Source organism: Brevundimonas vesicularis (genome assembly GCF_900445985.1).
Taxonomy (GTDB): Bacteria; Pseudomonadota; Alphaproteobacteria; order Caulobacterales; family Caulobacteraceae; genus Brevundimonas; species Brevundimonas vesicularis_D.
In genome coordinates this window covers 606,159-624,322 of record NZ_UAQP01000005.1, presented here as the reverse complement: position 1 = coordinate 624,322, position 18,164 = coordinate 606,159, and the positions used below count along the sequence as shown (strand labels likewise).

General features: G+C 66.0%; 17 protein-coding genes and 1 tRNA gene. 7 read left to right on the top strand and 11 right to left on the bottom strand.

The window, feature by feature from the left end; translation table 11 throughout:
- Window positions 1–3 precede the first annotated feature (3 nt).
- From rplK to aspS, 7 genes are all read right to left on the bottom strand, one after another.
- Window positions 4–435 (bottom strand): 50S ribosomal protein L11, encoded by a 432-nt coding sequence (gene rplK, locus DT343_RS03180; protein WP_055754816.1) that lies wholly within the window; start codon window positions 433–435, stop codon window positions 4–6.
- Window positions 436–663: 228 nt separating this feature from the next.
- Entirely contained in the window at window positions 664–1,239 is a 576-nt protein-coding gene (gene nusG / locus DT343_RS03175) for a transcription termination/antitermination protein NusG (protein ID WP_017506694.1), read from the bottom strand.
- Between the two features lie 13 nt (window positions 1,240–1,252).
- The gene (gene secE / locus DT343_RS03170; protein ID WP_112861712.1) at window positions 1,253–1,549 is read right to left on the bottom strand and encodes a preprotein translocase subunit SecE; all 297 of its coding nucleotides are present in this window, start codon (window positions 1,547–1,549) and stop codon (window positions 1,253–1,255) included.
- A gap of 70 nt (window positions 1,550–1,619) precedes the next feature.
- Window positions 1,620–1,695, bottom strand: a tRNA-Trp gene (locus tag DT343_RS03165).
- 96 nt (window positions 1,696–1,791) lie between these two features.
- On the bottom strand, window positions 1,792–3,126 hold the full coding sequence (locus tag DT343_RS03160) for a hemolysin family protein (protein ID WP_181669109.1): 1,335 nt from the start codon (window positions 3,124–3,126) through the stop codon (window positions 1,792–1,794).
- A 95-nt stretch (window positions 3,127–3,221) separates the two neighbouring features.
- Window positions 3,222–3,356, bottom strand: a complete 135-nt coding sequence (locus DT343_RS17735; RefSeq protein WP_258522487.1) for a hypothetical protein — start codon at window positions 3,354–3,356, stop codon at window positions 3,222–3,224.
- A gap of 150 nt (window positions 3,357–3,506) precedes the next feature.
- Window positions 3,507–5,339: an aspartate--tRNA ligase gene (gene aspS, locus DT343_RS03155; protein WP_112861711.1), complete on the bottom strand. Its 1,833-nt coding sequence runs from the start codon at window positions 5,337–5,339 to the stop codon at window positions 3,507–3,509.
- Between the two features lie 129 nt (window positions 5,340–5,468).
- Here aspS and DT343_RS03150 point away from each other — a divergent pair, with 129 nt between their 5' ends.
- The 4 genes from DT343_RS03150 to DT343_RS03135 all read left to right on the top strand — a co-directional run bounded on the left by DT343_RS03150 (window position 5,469) and on the right by DT343_RS03135 (window position 10,323).
- Window positions 5,469–5,792: a YciI family protein gene (locus DT343_RS03150; protein ID WP_258522486.1), complete on the top strand. Its 324-nt coding sequence runs from the start codon at window positions 5,469–5,471 to the stop codon at window positions 5,790–5,792.
- 86 nt (window positions 5,793–5,878) lie between these two features.
- The gene (locus DT343_RS03145) at window positions 5,879–6,559 is read left to right on the top strand and encodes a DnaA/Hda family protein (protein ID WP_112861710.1); all 681 of its coding nucleotides are present in this window, start codon (window positions 5,879–5,881) and stop codon (window positions 6,557–6,559) included.
- A gap of 60 nt (window positions 6,560–6,619) precedes the next feature.
- On the top strand, window positions 6,620–8,836 hold the full coding sequence (locus tag DT343_RS03140) for an RNA degradosome polyphosphate kinase (RefSeq protein WP_055804537.1): 2,217 nt from the start codon (window positions 6,620–6,622) through the stop codon (window positions 8,834–8,836).
- A complete protein-coding gene (locus DT343_RS03135; protein ID WP_112861709.1) occupies window positions 8,836–10,323 on the top strand; it encodes a Ppx/GppA phosphatase family protein in 1,488 nt (495 codons plus the stop codon). Before DT343_RS03140 ends, DT343_RS03135 begins: the two co-directional genes overlap by 1 nt.
- 12 nt (window positions 10,324–10,335) lie before the next feature.
- Here the strand turns inward: DT343_RS03135 and rnd are convergent, their stop codons facing one another.
- Window positions 10,336–11,484: a ribonuclease D gene (gene rnd / locus DT343_RS03130; protein WP_112861708.1), complete on the bottom strand. Its 1,149-nt coding sequence runs from the start codon at window positions 11,482–11,484 to the stop codon at window positions 10,336–10,338.
- Between the two features lie 79 nt (window positions 11,485–11,563).
- Here rnd and purM point away from each other — a divergent pair, with 79 nt between their 5' ends.
- Window positions 11,564–12,601, top strand: a complete 1,038-nt coding sequence (gene purM, locus DT343_RS03125) for a phosphoribosylformylglycinamidine cyclo-ligase (RefSeq protein ID WP_112861707.1) — start codon at window positions 11,564–11,566, stop codon at window positions 12,599–12,601.
- Window positions 12,602–12,624: 23 nt separating this feature from the next.
- On the opposite strand, the gene DT343_RS03120 is transcribed toward purM, so the two are convergent.
- Entirely contained in the window at window positions 12,625–14,235 is a 1,611-nt protein-coding gene (locus DT343_RS03120) for a S10 family peptidase (RefSeq protein WP_112861706.1), read from the bottom strand.
- 142 nt (window positions 14,236–14,377) lie between these two features.
- Here DT343_RS03120 and purN point away from each other — a divergent pair, with 142 nt between their 5' ends.
- Together purN and DT343_RS03110 are read left to right on the top strand one after the other, a co-directional pair.
- Window positions 14,378–14,980 (top strand): phosphoribosylglycinamide formyltransferase, encoded by a 603-nt coding sequence (gene purN / locus DT343_RS03115; RefSeq protein WP_258522485.1) that lies wholly within the window; start codon window positions 14,378–14,380, stop codon window positions 14,978–14,980.
- 87 nt (window positions 14,981–15,067) lie between these two features.
- Window positions 15,068–17,137 carry a M13 family metallopeptidase gene (locus DT343_RS03110; protein ID WP_112861705.1) on the top strand — a complete coding sequence of 690 codons (2,070 nt, stop codon included), beginning with the start codon at window positions 15,068–15,070 and terminating at the stop codon, window positions 17,135–17,137.
- A 93-nt stretch (window positions 17,138–17,230) separates the two neighbouring features.
- On the opposite strand, the gene DT343_RS03105 is transcribed toward DT343_RS03110, so the two are convergent.
- On the bottom strand, window positions 17,231–17,431 hold the full coding sequence (locus tag DT343_RS03105) for a YMGG-like glycine zipper-containing protein (protein WP_017504673.1): 201 nt from the start codon (window positions 17,429–17,431) through the stop codon (window positions 17,231–17,233).
- 163 nt (window positions 17,432–17,594) lie between these two features.
- Window positions 17,595–18,014, bottom strand: a complete 420-nt coding sequence (gene ndk, locus DT343_RS03100) for a nucleoside-diphosphate kinase (protein ID WP_017504672.1) — start codon at window positions 18,012–18,014, stop codon at window positions 17,595–17,597.
- Window positions 18,015–18,164 lie beyond the last annotated feature (150 nt).

The following is an 18,164-nucleotide window of genomic DNA, read 5'->3' as shown; positions in this document are numbered from 1 at the left end:
GGTTTAGCCCTCCACCACTTCGAGGCCCATCGCGCGGGCGGAGCCTTCGATGATCTTGGCCGCCGCGTCGATGTCGTTGGCGTTCAGATCCTTCATCTTCTTTTCGGCGATCTCGCGCAGTTGCGCCTGCGTGATCTTGCCGGCGACTTCACGGCCGACCAGCTTCGAACCCGACTTCAGGCCCGTGGCCTGCTTCAGGTACCAGGTCGCCGGCGGCGTCTTGGTGATGAAGGTGAACGACTTGTCCTGATAGACGGTGATCACGGTCGGAAGCGGGGTGCCCTTGGCTTCCTTCTCGGTGCGCGCGTTGAACTCCTTGCAGAAGCCCATGATGTTCACGCCGCGCTGACCCAGAGCCGGGCCGATCGGGGGCGAAGGCGTGGCCGAACCGGCCGGCACTTGCAGCTTGATATAGCCGAGAATCTTCTTGGCCATTGGTCTCTCCTATGAATGACCCGGCGCGAACGCAGGGCCGGTGAGCCGTGGTGCGGCATGGCTGCCTCCCACGGATTTGCCGCTCCACGAACCGAAGGGCCCGCCGAGCGAAGGCGCGTGTGTAACAGAGGGGGGATGGAAAGGCAACGCACCGCCCCGCCCTCGCCGCAGAAACGAAAAAGCCGCGCCCTGTCGGACGCGGCTTAAATCTCGACACGTGCGTAAGCCTCAGCCCGCGACCTTCTCCACCTGGGCGTATTCCAGTTCGACCGGCGTGGCGCGGCCGAAGATGGACACGGCGACGCGCAGGCGGGCGTGTTCTTCGTCCACGCTCTCGACCGAACCGTCGAAGCTGGCGAACGGGCCGTCGATGACCTTGACCTTCTCGCCGATGTCGAAGCGGATGGTGGGCTTCGGACGCTCGACGCCCTCTTCCACGGCGCCGATGATGTTCTGAACTTCACGCTCGGAGACCGGCAGGGGCTTGGTGCCGCCCGCGGCGCCCAGGAAGCCGGTGACCTTCGGCGTGTTCTTGACCAGGTGATAGGCTTGGTCGGTCATTTCCATCTTCACCAGCACATAGCCGGGGAAGAACTTGCGTTCCGAGTTCACCTTGCGGCCGCGACGGATCTCGACGACGTCCTCGGTCGGAACCAGGATTTCGGAGAAGGCGTCTTCCAGGCCCTGTTGTTTGGCCTGATCACGCAGCTGCTCGGCGACCTTCTTCTCGAAGTTCGAGTAGGCGTTGACGATGTACCACTTGTGGCGCGGATTGGCGGGCTTTGCGGGCGCTGCATCGGTCATGGGCGCGTCTTTCTCAGGATCCGAGAGCGATGATGTAGCGGAAGGCGTAGCCCAGGCCGGTGTCCACGATCCAGAAGAAGATCGAGGCGATGATGACCATGATGAAGACCATCACCGAGGTGATCCAGGTCTCCTTGCGGCTGGGCCAGACGATCTTGCGGCCTTCGGCGCGCACCTGGCTCAGGAACTGGCCGGGGCTGGTGCGGGGCTTCTTGGGCTCGGGCGAATCGACCGTGATGGCGGCGCCGCCGCCCATCTGGGGCTTCGCGCTGCCTTGAGGCCGCTTGCCGGGAGTTTTGGCCTTGGCCATCAGTTGCTCTTCACACAATTGTTCCTGTCGCCCCAGATGGGAAGTCCCATCCGGAAGCGACAGGGGGGATTGGCAGGAGTTGGGGGACTCGAACCCACGACCCCCGGTTTTGGAGACCGGTGCTCTACCAGCTGAGCTAAACTCCTAGACAACCGCGCAAACCCGAAAGGTCCGTGCGTTCGCCAGAGGGGGGCGTATGCCCGACACCGCCCGCCATTTCAAGGGCGATGTGACACTTGCGATCAGTCTTCCAGATGCGCGGCGATCGCTTCGCGCTCGGCCTCGGCCTTCACCAGTTCCTTGAAGATGAGCTTGTCGATGCGGCGGTCGTCCATATCCACGACCTCGACCTCGAATCGGCCGACCTGCAGCACTTCGCCCTCGTCCGGGACGCGCGAGATCTGGTGCAGAATCAGGCCGGCGACGGTGTGGAAGCCTTCATGCTCGCCAAAGTCCTCGCCCAGCTTGTCAGCCAGTTCGTCCAGGTCCGTCTGACCGTCGACAAGCCAGCTGCCGTCGGCGCGCTGATGGATCCAGGCCTGCTCTTCGTCATGGCCTTCGTTGAAGTCGCCTGCGATCATTTCCAGAATGTCGGTCGCCGTCACCACGCCTTCGAAGGCGCCGTACTCGTCGACGATGAAGGCCATGTGGACCCGCGAGCCCTTCAGGATCTCCAGCGCCTTCAACACCGAGGTCGACTGAGGAATGAACGCCGGCTCGGCGACCAGCGGCTCGATGTCGAACTTGCCGTTGGTCAGCAGGCTGTCCAGCAGATCCTTCTTGTGAACCACGCCCAGCGGATTATCGACATCGCTCTCGCGCGCCACCACGATCCGCGAATAGGGGCAGGTGCGAATCTCTTCGCGCAGCATCTCTTCGGGGTCGTCCAGGGCGATCCAGAACACGTCGTGGCGCGGCGTCATGGCAACCCGCACCGGACGGTCGCCCAGGCGCAGGATTTCCTCGATCATCACCTGCTCTTCGGGCTCGATAAGGCCAGCCGAGGTGCCTTCTGCCAGGATGGTGGCCACCTCTTCCTGAGTCACGTCGGAGCCATCGCGATCCTTGACGCCCATGATCTTCAGGATGCCCGAGGTGGAGGCGGTCAGCAGCAGGACGAACGGCTTCAGCACGATCGCCAGCTTGGAGATCGGCCCGGCCATCTTGGACGCCACCGTCTCGGGGAAGATCAGCGCCAGGCGCTTGGGCACCAGTTCGCCGATGATCAGCGAGACATAGGTGATGCACACGACCACCAGGGCTGTGGCGAAGAACTCGGTATATTTCACCAGCGCCGGGAAGGCGACTTCCAGAATGCGATCCAGCTCGCCCGCGATGGTCGCCTGACCATAGGCGCCCGCCAGAATGCCGATCAGGGTGATGCCCACCTGGACCGCGGACAGGAACTGAGTCGGTTCTTCCGACAGCTTCAGCGCCGCCCTGGCCCCCCGGTCGCCCCGTTCCGCCCTCGCCTGTAGTTTGGATTTCCGCGAGGAGACGACCGCCAACTCAGTCATGGCGAACAAGCCGTTGAGCACCACCAGGAGCAGAACGACAGCAATAGCGATGAGTAACATCTAGGGGGTTTTGGGGACCGACGCGGCGCGACAGACGGCGTCCGCGGCGCTACATTAGGGCAGGATCGCGACCAGCGCCACGTTTTCCTTTGCGCTCAGCCCGTCCGCCCGGCTTCGACCGAGCCGTAAGCGCCCGAAACCGGCCGACCATCGGCGTCATACTGGGTCGCACAGGCGCTCATGCCCAGCACGGTGCCGATGAAGATACCCAGTCGAATGGCGCGTCGCATTTGGTTACCGAAAGATTAACGTCCGATCCAAACGTAAATCCCGGTTTGCGGTTGCAGGCAATCGTGCTCGCCCTAGGCGCGAGCGCAAAAAAGGGGGACGCCGCGAAGCGTCCCCCCCCCCTTCTTTCGTCCTTGATCAGACCTCCCCGATCACACCTTGATCGGCAGCGCCGTGCGGATGTGCACATCCTTCAGTTGGCGCTCCTCGGCCTCGGTCGGGGCGTTCATCAGCAGATCCTCGCCCTGCTGGTTCAGCGGGAAGGCGATGACCTCGCGGATGGCCGTCTCGCCAGCCAGCAGCATGACGATGCGGTCGATGCCGGGGGCCAGACCGCCGTGCGGCGGCGCGCCGAAGCGGAAGGCGTTCAGCATGCCGCCGAACTGCTCCTCGACCACCGAGGCGTCATAGCCGGCGATTTCGAACGCCTTCAGCATGATCTCGGCCTTGTGGTTCCGGATCGCGCCCGAGCACAGCTCATAGCCATTGCAGACGATGTCGTACTGATAGGCGCGGATGGTCAGCGGGTCCTGATTCTCCAGGGCCTCCAGCCCGCCCTGCGGCATGGAGAAGGGGTTGTGGCTGAAGTCGACCTTCTTCTCTTCCTCCGACCATTCGAACATGGGGAAGTCGACGATCCAGCAGAACTTGAACTGGTCTTCGTCCACCAGCTTCAGCTCCGTGCCCACGCGGGTGCGGGCCAGGCCGGCGAACTTGGCGAAGGTCGCAGGCAGGCCGGCGACGAAGAAGGCGGCGTCGCCCTGGCCCAGACCGAGCGACGACATCAGGGCCTCGGTCGGCTCCTGGCCCAGGTTCTTGGCGATCGGCCCGCCCCAGGCGCCCTGATCCTCGGACCAGAAGATATAGCCCAGGCCCGGCTGGCCCTCGCCCTGCGCCCAGCTGTTCATGCGGTCGCAGAAGGCGCGCGAACCGCCCGTGGGGGCCGGAATGGCCCAGACGGCGTTCTTGTCGTCCGCGCCCAGGATCTTGGCGAACAGGCCGAAGCCGCCGTCGCGGAAGTGATCCGACACCACCTGCATCTTGATAGGGTTGCGCAGGTCCGGCTTGTCCGAACCGTACCACGCCATCGACTGGGCGTAGGTCAAACGCTCGAAGCCCTTGTGCTCGAACGTCTCGCCGAAGTCGTTGGTGAAGGTATGGACGCCGTCGATGGCCGAGACCGGCTTGCCCTCGCCGAACTCCTCGAACACGCCGTGCATCAGCGGCTCGATAGCGGCGAAGACGTCTTCCTGCGTCACGAAGCTCATCTCGACGTCGAGCTGGTAGAACTCCAGCGAACGGTCGGCGCGCAGGTCTTCGTCACGGAAGCACGGCGCGATCTGGAAGTAGCGGTCGAAGCCCGACACCATCAGCAGCTGTTTGAACTGCTGCGGCGCCTGGGGCAGCGCGTAGAATTTGCCCGGATGCAGTCGCGACGGCACCAGGAAGTCGCGCGCGCCTTCCGGCGACGAGGCCGTCAGGATCGGCGTCTGATACTCCAGGAAGCCCTGATCGACCATGCGACGGCGGATCGAGGAGATCACCTTGGAGCGCAGCACGATGTTCTTGTGCAGTCGCTCGCGGCGCAGATCCAGGAAGCGGTTGGCCAGGCGGATATCCTCGGGATATTCCTGATCGCCGAAGACCGGCATCGGCAGTTCGGCGGCTTCGGACAGCACCTCGACGCCCTGGACGCGCACCTCGACCTCGCCGGTCGGCAGGTTAGGGTTCACCACCGAAGCGTCGCGGGCGACCACCTCGCCATCGACCTTGATCACGCTCTCGGCGCGCAGACGCTCCACGGCGGCGAAGCCAGGCGTCTCAGGGTGCAGCACCAGCTGCGTCAGGCCGTAGTGGTCGCGCAAGTCGATGAACAGCAGGCCGCCGTGATCGCGCTTGCGGTGAACCCAGCCCGACAAACGAACAGCGGAACCAGCGTCGGAGGCGCGCAGGGCGCCGCAGGTGTGAGAGCGATAGGCGTGCATGAAACGAACCGTCTGGAGTCTCTGGGCGGTGGAATCCGACGCCGTCGGCGCCCGAAATCGAAGCGGCGTAGGGCGCATCATCGCCCCGGAAAGTCAAGGTTTCAGCCGTTGCAAAGCCCGCCGCCGCGCATGATATCTGACGCTTCCATCCCGTCCGAGGCCGCCATGTTCATCGTCACCATCACCTACACCCAGCCCATCGAAGCCATCGAGGCGCGGACGGTCGAGCATCGCGCGTGGCTGGATCAGCATGTCGCCAGCGGCCTGATCATCGCCGCCGGGCCGATGGTGCCGCGCACCGGCGGCATTCTGGTGGTGCGCAGCGGCGGGACCAAGCAAGAGCTGGAGACCTTGCTGAAGGACGATCCGTTCCAGGTTCACGGCCTGGCCGATTACACGGTGACCGAGTTCAAGGCCGGCAAGCTAAACCCCGCCCTGGCCGAATTCGCCTGATTTCATCCACAGGGGCGCGGTTCGCTCCCCGCAACCAACAGCGCGGGCCTGACGCGGTTAACGCCGGCCTCTGCTATGACAGGCGCATGTCCGCGCTGAGCGCCCTGCCCCCGACGACGACCGAACAGCTGCGTCTGCCGCTGGAGCGGCCCGTTGCGGGCGAGGCCTTCGTGACGTCCGACAGTAATGCCGAGGCCGTGCGCGTTCTGGCCCGCTGGCCCGACGGCGTGGGCGCGGTGCTGGCGCTGCACGGCCCCCCGGGATCGGGCAAGAGCCGCCTCGCCGCCGACTGGGCCGAGAGGATCGGCGCCGTGCCGCTGAACGGCGCCGAGGCCGCCCTGATTGATCCGCTGGAACTGGAAGGCCGGCCGGTCCTGCTCGACCGCGCGGCGGACGCCGACGACGAAAGCCTTTTTCATCTGATCAACCTGGCCAACTCCGGCGGGGGCGCCCTGCTGCTGGTGTCGCGTTCGGCCCCGCGTCAGTGGTCGGTTGATCTGCCCGATCTGCGATCGCGGCTGGACGCCGTGCGCGCCGTCGCCATCGCCGCGCCCGACGACGCCGTCCTGTCAGCCATCCTGCGCGCCCGCTTCGCCGAGCGCAGCATCACCCCGTCCGACGACGTGATCGACTATCTTGTGCGCCGCCTGGACCGCTCGGCCGAGACCGCCGCTGCGGTGGTCGAACGTCTGGACGCCCTCCACCGCCCAGTCACGCGCGTTCTGGCGCGTCAGGTGCTGGACGCCATGGACGCCGCCGCCGACTGACCCGCGACATTTTCTCGGCGCCCGCTTGCGGCCGTCACACACGCGCGCGAGAACCGGTTCATGACCGACGCCGCGATCCATGACGACACCCGAGGCGAAGAGGTTCCCGCCTCTCGCGCCCCTCAACTGGCGCTGAGCGAAGAGCTGATGGCCTCGCCCAGCCGGTTCTTCAATCGCGAAACCTCGTGGCTGGCGTTCAACGAACGCGTGCTGGAAGAAGCGGCCAACCCCAACCACCCCCTGCTCGAGCGGCTGCGGTTCCTGTCCATCTCGGCCAATAACCTGGACGAGTTCTTCATGACCCGCGTCGCCGGCCTGAAGGGCCAGTTGCGCGAACGTCTGCGCGTCCTGTCCGCCGACGGCCTGACGCCCGCCGAACAGCTGGAGCGGATCAACATCGCCGCCGGCGAGCTGATGGCCGAACAGCAGCTGCGCTGGCGCCAGCTGAAGAAGGAGCTGACGGTCGCCGGCATCGAGATCGTCGATCGCCAGAAGATCACCAAGACCGAGCGCGAGCGTCTGGAACCCGAGTTCCTGAACCAGCTCTTCGCCGTCCTGACGCCGCTGGCCATCGACCCGGCCCACCCCTTCCCCTTCCTGCCCAACCTGGGCTTCTCCCTGGCGCTGAAGCTGAAGCGCAAGGGCGAGACCAAGACCTTCTACGCCCTCGTGCCGGTGCCGACCCAGGTGCGCCGGTTCTGGGAATTGCCGACCGACGGCCGCTCCACGCCGGGGCACAAGCGGTTCATCACGCTGGAAAACGTGCTGCTGCTGTTCATCGACCACCTGTTCCCGGGTTGCGAGGTTCAGGAAAAGGGCGTTCTGCGTCTGATCCGCGACTCGGACATCGAGATCGAGGAAGAGGCCGAGGACCTGGTCCTGGAGTTCGAGGAGGCGCTGAAGCAGCGTCGTTTGGGCTCGGTGGTGCGGGTCAAGATCGAGGCGTCCATGCCTGTCGATCTGCGCGACTTCATCGTCGGCGAGCTGGAGGCCGCGCCCCAGGACGTGGTTCTGGTCGACGGCATGCTGGGCCTGGCCCAACTGTCGGACCTGATTCCCGGCGGCCACCCGGACCTGAAGTTCAAAGGCTATGAGCCGCGCTACCCCGAACGTGTCCGCGACAATGGCGGGGACGTGTTCGCGGCCATTCGCGAGAAGGACCTGCTGATCCACCATCCGTTCGAGAGCTTCGACGTGGTGGTTCAGTTCCTGCGCCAGGCCGCGCGCGATCCCAACGTCATCGCCATTAAACAGACGCTGTATCGCACCTCCAAGGACAGCCCCATCGTCGCCGCCCTGATCGAGGCGGCCGAGAACGGCAAGAACGTCACCGCCCTGGTCGAACTGAAGGCCCGCTTCGACGAAGAGGCCAATCTGCGCTGGGCGCGGGCGATGGAGCGGGCCGGCGTCCACGTCGTCTTCGGCTTCGTCGAATACAAGACCCACGCCAAGGTCAGCGTCGTGGTCCGTCGCGAGGGCGAGGGCCTGCGCACCTACTGCCACTTCGGCACCGGCAACTATCACCCCGTGACGGCCAAGGTTTACACCGACCTGTCGCTGTTCTCCTGCGACCCGGTCCTGGGGCGCGATGCAACGCGGGTGTTCAACTACATCACCGGCTATGCGACGCCGGACCATCTGGAAGCCCTGGTCGTCTCGCCGCTGAACATGAAGGCCACGCTGATCGAACTGATCGGCAAGGAGATGTCGGCCGCCGCCATGGGCAAGCCCGCCGCCATCTGGGTCAAGCTGAACGCCCTGGTCGACGTCGAGATCATCGACGCCCTTTACCGGGCCAGCCAGTGGGGCGTGCGGATCGATCTGGTCGTGCGCGGCATCTGCTGCCTGCGTCCCGGCGTGCCAGGCCTGTCGGAGAACATCCGGGTCAAGTCGATCGTCGGCCGCTTCCTGGAACACAGCCGCATCGTCTGCTTCGCCAACGGCAAGGACCTGCCGCATGACAAGGCCAAGGTCTTCATCTCCTCGGCCGACTGGATGACGCGCAACCTGGATCGCCGGGTCGAGCTGATGACGCCCATCCGCAACGCCACCGTCCACGATCAGGTGCTGGACCAGATCATGGTGGCCAATCTGAAGGACGACGCACAAAGCTGGGTGCTGGACGCCGAAGGACGCTATACACGCGTCACTCCCGCAGATCCTGAGCGGCCCTTCTCGGCCCACAAATACTTCATGACCAATCCCAGCCTGTCCGGGCGCGGCCGCAAGGCCAAGAGCCTGCCCGCCGTCCTGCGCTACGAGCGTCCAGGCCGCTGATGCCCGACATCGCGCTTACCGATCGCGACATCGCCGCGATCGACATCGGTTCAAACTCGGTTCGCCTGGTCCTGTACCGGCTGGAAGGCCGCGCGATCTGGACCGTCTATAATGAGAAGGTTCTGGCCGGCCTGGGCCGCGACCTGCCGACGACCCGCAAGCTGTCGCCCGAGGGCGTGGTCATGGCGATGACGGCGCTGCGCCGTTTCGCCGCCGTTCTGGAAGGCGTGCGGCCTGACGCGACCCTGATCGCCGCCACCGCCGCCGTGCGTGAAGCCCTGGACGGGCCGGAGTTCTGTGAACGGGTCGCCGCCGAGACCGGTCTCCAGATCCGCGTCCTGTCGGGTGAGGAAGAGGCCAAATATGCGGCCATGGGCGTATTGGCCGGCGCTCCCCTGGCTCACGGCGTCTCGGCCGACATGGGCGGCGCCAGTCTTGAGCTGACCCGGCTGAACGGAGACGGCGTCGAGAACGGCCTGACCCTGCCCTTGGGTCCGTTTGCTCTGGCTGACGGCAAGGCGTTTGACGCCGAGCGCATCAAGGCCCGTATCGATCAGGCCCTGAAACCGGTCGCAGCCCAGTTCAAGAGCGAGCGCCTCTACGCCGTGGGCGGCGCCTGGCGGACCCTGGCCCAAGTCCATATGGGCCTGAAATCCTATCCGCTGAAGGTCGTGCATCAGTATCAGATGTCGGCCGATGAGGCGTTGGAGACCGCGCGTCTGGTCGCGCAACAGTCGGCGGCCAGCCTGGCCAAACTGCCCGGCGTGTCGAAGAAGCGCGCCGAGACCCTGCCCTACGCCGGGCTGGTGCTTGAGGCGTTGATCAAACATCTGGGTCTCAAACAGATCGAGATGTCGGCCTGGGGCGTGCGCGAAGGCCTGCTTTTCGAGACGCTGGACGAGGCGACGCGCACGGCCGATCCGCTGCTGGCCGGCTGCACCGCCCTGGGCGGTCGCCAGGGTGTGGCCCCCGCCCTGCCCGGCGCGCTGAACGGCTGGATTTCCGAAATCGTCGCCGCCCTTCCCGAGGTTTTCGGCGAAAAACGCGACGCCGTTCTGGTCAGCGCCGCTTGCCGTCTGGCGGACCTGGGCGCGCGGCTGCACCCGGATCACAGGCTGGAGCTTGTCTTCGACCAGGTGCTGCGCGCGCCCGTCGCCGGCATCAGCCATACCGAACGCGCCTTTTTGGCCAGCGCGATGAACGCCCGGTACGGCGGCGCGCCCGCCACGCCGCAGCCCGAGGTCATCGACCGCCTGCTCGACGCCGCCGCCGCCAAACGCGCCCGCGCCATCGGCCTGGCGATCCGTCTGGCCTGCGACCTGTCCGGGCGCTCACCCCAGCTGATGGCCAACGCCACCGCCAAGGTCAAAGGCGGCGACCTGCGCCTGACCGCGACCGAAGGCTACGCCGACGTCCTCTTGGGCGAACAGACCAAGAAGCGCGCCAAGGCCCTCGCCGAGGCGATGGACCTGGGGCTGAAGATTTAGGCTAAGCGGCCCCTACTCGATCTCGACGACTTCCACCCGCGCGCCGTTCAGCACCAGGGCGATCTCGCCGCGCTTCAACTTCAGCGCATCCTCGCCGAAGATCTGGCGGCGCCAGCCCTTCATGGCGTCGATGTCGGCGTCGTCGCTGATGGCGATCTTTTCCAGGTCCGACACGGTGGCGATCAGCTTGGAGGCCACGCCGGCGTTGTCGCTCTTGGCCTTCAGCAGCACCTTCAACAGTTCCACCACCGACGGCGGGGCCGGCTGGCGGTGGGCGGGGCGCTCCATCTCGGGCGCATGCGACTCGGGATCGGCCAGAACCCGCTTCAGCTCCTCAGCCAGTTCCAGACCCAGCCGTGAACCACCGAAACCCTTGGGCACCGAGCGCAGGCGATTGAAAGCCTCGACATCCGTCGGAGTCTGCTGGGCGATCTCGTCGATGCCCTCGTCCTTGAGGATGCGGCCGCGCGGCTGGTCGCGCTCCTGCGCCGCCCGCTCGCGCCAGACGGCGACGGCCTTGAACGCCGCCAGATATTTGGCCGAGAACTTCTTGGGCTTCAGCCGCTTCCAGGCGTTTTCGGGGTTGGTGTCGTAGAGGGCCGGATCAGTCAGGCTCTCCATCTCCGACATGACCCACTCCAGCCGGCCTTCCTTCTGCAGCCGGTCGCGCAGCTTGGGGTAGAGCGCCGCAAGGTGGGTCACATCGCCCAGTGCATAGACCAGTTGGTTCTCCGACAACGGCCGGCGCGCCCAGTCGGTGAAGCGGCTGCCCTTGTCCACCTCGATGCGCAGCATCTGCCGGACCAGCGAATCATAGGCGACCTGCTCGCCGAACCCGGCGGCCATGGCGGCGACCTGGGTGTCGAACATCGGCTTGGGCATGGCCCCAAGGCGCACGAAGATTTCTACGTCCTGTCGGCAGGCGTGGAAGACCTTCACGATCTTCTCGTCGCGCAGCAGGTTCAGGAACGGCTCCATATCCAGCCCCTCCGCCATCGGGTCGATGATGGCGGCGTGATCGGCCGAGGCCGCCTGGATCAGGCACAGCCTGGGCCAGTAGGTCGTTTCGCGCATGAACTCGGTGTCGACCGTGATGAAAGGAGCGTTAGCTACGCGGGCGCAGAAATCGGCCAGCGCCTCGGTGGTGGTGATCGGCGTCATTCCGATGCTATAGCCCCGCGCATCCTACCTGTGGCAAGAGCCGCGCTGCATTTCCGCCCCGATTCAGGCCCGAGATCCCATGAGCGACACCCAAAAGCCTCTCGAAAATGGTCTGACCTACGCCGATGCGGGCGTGGACATCGACGCGGGCGAAATGCTGGTCGAACATATCAAGCCGCTGGCGAAATCGACGGCGCGCCCCGGATCGGAGCCCTCGCTGGGCGGATTCGGAGCCCTGTTCGACCTCAAGGCCGCCGGCTTCCAGGACCCGCTGATCGTCACCACCACGGACGGTGTCGGCACCAAGCTGAAGATCGCGATCGAGACCGGCCGTCATGACGGCGTCGGCGTCGACCTGGTCGCCATGTGCGTCAACGACCTGTTGGCCCAGGGCGCCGAACCCCTGCTGTTCCTCGACTATTACGCGACCGGTCGGCTTGAGATCGACGCCGCCCGCCGCGTCGTCGCCGGCATCGCCGAGGGGTGTCGCCAGGCCGGCTGCGCCCTGGTCGGGGGCGAGACCGCCGAAATGCCGGGCATGTACACCGCGGGCGACTACGATCTGGCCGGCTTCAGCCTGGGCGCCGTCGAGCGCGGCCACGCCCTGCCCTATCTGGATCGCCAGGCGGCCGGCGACGTCATCATCGGCCTGGCCTCCACCGGCCCGCACTCCAACGGCTATTCGCTGGTGCGCAAGGTGGTCGAGAAGTCTGGCCTGGCCTGGGGCGACGACGCCCCCTTCGCCAAGGACCGTTCGCTGGCCCAGGCCCTGATGGAGCCCACTCGCATCTATGTGAAGCCGGTCCTGCCGATCATGAAGGCGGGCCTGGTCAAGGGCGCGGCCCACATCACCGGCGGCGGCCTGATCGAAAACCCGCCCCGCTGCATCGCCGAGGGCCTGCAGGCCCGCTTCGACTGGAACGCCTGGCCCATGCCCGCCGTCTTCCAGTGGCTGGCCGAAACCGGCGGCATCAGCGACCACGAGATGCGCCGCACCTTCAACTGCGGCGTCGGCTTTATCCTGATCGTCTCGCCCGAAAACGCCGAGCCAGTTTTGGCCGCCCTGCTCAACGCCGGCGAAGTCGCCTTCGTCTGCGGACAACTGGAAGCGGCCTAAGCCGCTCCCAAGTTGCGCGGGGCTTACCGCGCCCCGCCGTTCGCCGTCTCGGCGTAGAAGCGCGACAGGTCGGCGTGCAGCTTCACCAGGGCGTCGTGGCTGAGGTACATCATGTGCCCGCCCTCATAGTAGGTAAACTCCAGGTTCGGCCGCAGGCTGGGCTCCAGCATCATTTGCGCCAGGTCGAACTCGGTCGAGAAGAAGGGCGTGGCGGCGTCGTAATAGCCGTTCAGCGACATCACCTTCAGATACGGATTGCGCCGCATCGCCGTGGCCAGATCGATGGCCGTGTTCGGCGTGGTCTGCGGCCCTCCAACCGGCGGACGGTGGCTCCAGTTCCAGTTGAAGCCGGGCAGACCGCGCGCCGACATCCGGTATTCGACGTCGGTCTTGTAGTTCAGTTCGTTTGCCACATAGTCGCGGAAGATGCCGAAATAGGCCCCCGTCACGGCCGAGCTGGACGGATCATCCTCCGGCTCGCCGCCCGCCGCATCCTCGTCCAGACCCATGTAGCGGGTGTCCAGCCGCCCGATCGTCTGACGCCGGTCACGCAGCAGCTCCTTGCGGAAGGCGCCGAGGTCCACGCGCATATTGGCGTTGTCGATGAAGGTGGTCGACAGGCCGGTCAGTTCGCTCATCTGGCGTACGATATCCGCGCGCTCGGCGTCAGAGATCATATGCCCCTTGGCCAGGGCGGAGGCATACGGTCCCAATGCGAAGTCGCGTGCCCGCTGGACCTGTTCCTCGACCGTCGCGGCCGGGTTCGCCAGCTTGCGATGATACCAGGCCGTCGCCGCATAGGTCGGCAACAGGGTGACGAAGTTCTGCGGATACCCAGGCTGACGCACGCCATAGTTCATGATCGACGACAGCAGCACCACGCCGTTCAGCGACATCCCGCGATCTTCAAGCTGGAACGCCACCGCACCGGTGCGCAGCGTGCCGTAAGATTCGCCGATGATGTATTTCGGGCTGGACCAACGGCTGAACTTGGTCGTGTAGCGCATGATGGCGCGGGCGAAGGCGTCGGCGTCTCCGTCCACGCCCCAGAAGGTCGAACCCGGCGTCTCGCCCAACGGACGCGAGAAGCCCGCGCCAACCATGTCGATGAAAACCAGGTCCGTCTGATCCAGCAGAGTCTGGTCGTTCGGGCCGAAGGCGAAGGGCGCCGGCCGCACCACGGTCGGCTCATCGGTCTGGACCCGCATCGGCCCAAACGAGCCCATATGCAGCCACACGGTCGGCGAGCCTGGTCCGCCGTTGTAGAGATAGGTCACCGGCCGCGTTCCGACGGGCTGACCGTCCAGCGTATAGGCGGTGTAGAACAAGCTCGCGGTCGGCATACCCGCATCGTCGCGGATCGTCAGCGTGCCCGCCGTCGCCTTGTAGCGCAGGGTCTTTCCGTGGGCGTTGACCGAATGGGCCGTCGTGACCTCCGTCTCCTCGACCGGTGCGCGCGCCCAATCCTTTTCGATCGCCTCGGCGTTGGCGTTGCGGAACCGGTCGGTTGCGGATCGCATCGCGGCGCCCCCGCCATTGTTGCTGCTGCTGTTGGTCCCGCTTTCCTGGGCCAGCGCCGCCACGGGCTCGCCCAGCATCGCGGCGATGGCCGCGAGGCCGATCAGTCTCTTCATGCGATAGTCCCCTGTACGCGCCGACCCACGACCCCTCGCCATGCGGTTGGCGTTACACGCTAACGCCCGAATCCAGCCGACAACAAGGGTGGATCGCGTTTGAAACTTGCCAAGCGTCGCCCGCGCCGTCATGCGAGGCGCCATGTCGCCCCAAGCCGCCCCGCCCGTCCGCGTCGCCGTCCTGATCTCGGGGGCGGGCTCCAACATGGCGGCTCTGATCGACGCCGGTCAGGCGCCGGACAGCGGCTATGAGGTCGTGCTGGTGCTGTCGAACGTCCAGGGCGCGGGCGGTCTAACGATTGCGGCGGCCAAGGGCGTGGCGACGGCGACCGTGGCGCACAAACCGTTCGGCAAGGACCGTGAGGCGCATGAGCGGGCGGTCGACGCCGCCCTGCGCGACGCCGGCGTCGAGGTCGTGGCGCTGGCCGGCTATATGCGTGTTCTAACCCCCTGGCTGGTCGGCGGCTGGCGCGAGCGGATGCTGAACATCCACCCCAGCCTGCTGCCCCTCTATCCGGGCCTGGACACCCACGCCCGCGCCATCACCGCCGGCGACAACGAGGCCGGCTGCACGGTCCATCTGGTGACCGAGGGCGTGGACGAGGGCCCGATCCTGGGCCAGGCGCGCGTGCCGATCGTCGAGGGCGACACGGCCGAGGCCCTGGCCGAACGGGTCAAGACTGCGGAGCATCACCTTTACCCGCAGGTGCTGGCCGACTTCTGCCGAGTCCTGCCCCGCCATTAGCGGCGCGAAGATTACAAAAACGTCATGCGACAGACCGCCGCACCGGCGCAATGGTGCGCCCGACCTCAATCGGGACCCTCTCTATCCATGACTCGCATTCGTCTGATGGCCGCCTGTTCGGCCTGTATCGTCGTCGCTCTCACCGGCGGCGCGGCCTCGGCCCAGGACGCTTCGGCCCAGCATTCGCACGGCACAGCCGGCGCGGCCCACAGCCCCTTCGGCGCCTGGGGCTTCGATCTAGCCGGTCGCGACACCTCGGTGAAGCCCGGCGACGACTTCAACGAATACGCCAATGGGACCTATCTGCGTACGACCGAGATTCCGGCCGACAAGTCGCGCTTCGGCCCGTTCGACGTCCTGTATGAGAACGCCCAGTCCCAGCTGAAGTCGATCATCGAAACCAGCGCCGCCAATCCCGCCAACGAGAACGCGCGCAAGGTCGGCGCCCTGTACGCCAGCTTCATGGACGAGGCGAAGATCGAGCAGCTGGGCGCAACGCCGCTGGCCGCCGACCTCGCCGCCGTCAAGGCCGTGACCGACCACGCCGGCATGGCGCGCCTGATGGGCGAGAGCCATTCGGGCTTCGGCGGCTCCCTGTTCGGCATCGACGTGTTCGAGGATCTGAAGAACCCCAATCTGAACTCGGCCTATCTGGGTCAGGGATCGCTGGGCCTGCCGGACCGCGACTACTATTTGAAGCCCGACTTCGCCGCCCAGCGCGAGGCCTATCTGGCCTATCTGACGACCACCCTGACCGCCATCGGCTGGGCCGACCCGGCCAAGACCGCCGCCGACATCCTCGCCTTCGAAACCAAGGTCGCCGACAAGCAGTGGACGACGGTCGAGCGTCGCCAGATCGACAAGCTGTACAACCCGGCCAAGGCCTCGGACCTGGCGACCCTGGCTCCCGGCTTCGACTGGGCCGGCTTCCTGGCCGGCGCCCAGGTGTCAGACGTCGACACCTTGGTGCTGATGGAAAACACCGCCATCCCCGCCATCGCCCAGGTGTTCGCCGACACCCCCATCGAGACCCTGAAGGCCTGGCAGGCGTTCAACGTCGTCGATCAGGCCAGCCCCTATCTGTCCAAGGCCTTCGTCGACGCCCGCTTCGACTTCCGCGGCAAGACGCTGCGCGGCCAACCCGAAAATCGTCCGCGCTGGAACCGGGGCGTGGCTTTGGTCGACGGCCAGCTGGGCGAGGTCCTGGCCCAGGAATACGTCCGCCTGCACTTCCCCGCCTCGTCCAAGGCCCAGATGGAAGCCCTGGTCGGCAACATCCGCGACGCCATGACCGAGCGGCTGAAGACCCTGGACTGGATGAGCGAGCCCACGCGCGAGCAGGCCCTGTACAAGATGTCCAAGTTCGGGGTGAAGATCGGCTATCCCGACAAATGGCGTTCGTATGACGGGCTGGAGCTGAAGGCCGACGACCTGTACGGCAACGTCGAACGCTCATCGGCCTTCGAATGGGCCTACAAGCGCGGCAAGATCGGCAAGCCGGTCGATCCGCTGGAATGGGGCATGACGCCCCAGACGGTGAACGCCTACTACAACCCGCCGCGCAACGAGATCGTCTTCCCGGCCGCCATCCTGCAGGCGCCCTTCTTCGATCCGAACGCGGACCCGGCCGTCAACTACGGCGGCATCGGCGCGGTCATCGGCCACGAGATCACCCACGGTTTTGACGATCAGGGCCGCAAGTCCGACGGCGACGGCGTGCTGCGCGACTGGTGGACGCCGGAAGACGCCGCCCGCTTCGAGGCGCGCGCCAAGGTGCTGGGCGACATCTATGACCAGCTGGAGCCGATCCCCGGCGTGCACGTCAACGGCGACCTGACGATGGGCGAGAACATCGCCGACCTGGGCGGCCTGCTGCTGGCGCTGGACGCCTATCACAAGTCTCTGAACGGCCAGCCGGCGCCGGTCATCGACGGGCTGACGGGCGATCAGCGCGTCTTCCTGGGGTGGGCGCAGGTCTGGCGCGAGAAGTCGCGCGAGGCGGCGCTGAAGGAGCAGTTGACCACCGATCCGCACTCGCCCGGCCCGGTGCGCGCTGCGACCTCGCCGCGCAATATCGACGCCTGGTATGCGGCCTTCGGCGTCTCGCCGGACCAGAAGGAATATATCGCGCCCGAGGCCCGCGCCCGGATTTGGTAAGGGCGCCGGACGTCAGACGCAGAAAAGGCCCGGAGCGAACGCTCCGGGCCTTTTTTTGTCATCCGGGCTTTCGCCTGAAAGACCTAGACGGATTTAGCGGGGCTTGGTTGCCGCGCCGGCGACGGCGCCGATGGCGGCGCCGGCCACCGTCGAACCCGTGTTGCCGCCGATGACCTGACCGGCGACGGCGCCGCCCAGGGCGCCGGTGGCGGCGCGTTGTTCCATCGTCTGGCCGCAGGCGGCCAGCAGGGCCACGACGCCGATGACGGGGGCCAGTTTGATCATGGTCTTCATGGGTCTTCTCCGGGAGACGAACGAGATAATGACCACCAAACGACAAGGCCCGCGTCCGGTTCCGGGCGCGGGCCTATATAGTCACGCTATGCGAGAGGCTTCGCTCTCGTATCGCGTCGTCTTGACGCTACGCTCGGGACGCTGTCCCTCGCGACTTGAGCGCTTAGCCGACGATCTGGTCGTCGGTGAAGAACTGGGCGATCTCGATCTTGGCGTTGTCCTGGCTGTCCGAACCGTGGACCGAGTTTTCACCGATCGACAGGGCGAACTGCTTGCGAATGGTGCCTTCGGCGGCCTGTTCCGGGTTGGTGGCGCCCATGACTTCGCGATAGGCGGCGACGGCGTTGTCGCCTTCCAGCACCTGAACGACGACCGGCTCGGCCGTCATCTGCTCGACCAGTTCGCCGTAGAACGGGCGTTCGGCGTGCACTTCGTAGAATTTCTTGGCTTGTTCGGTCGTCAGCTTGACGCGGCGCTGGGCCACGATGCGCAGGCCGGCGCCTTCGATCACGGCGTTGATCGCGCCGGTCAGGTTGCGGCGCGTGGCGTCGGGCTTGATGATCGAGAAGGTACGTTCGGTCATGGGAATTGACTTCTTGTTGGGAGATTGAGTGTCGCGGGCTTATAGCGACCACCTCCCACGTTTCCAACCGTCCCTTTTTGCATCCCTGACGCACGCCGCATGGTGACCTGCCGATTGAGGGACGCCGACCAACCGAAGAACCTTCGCCGC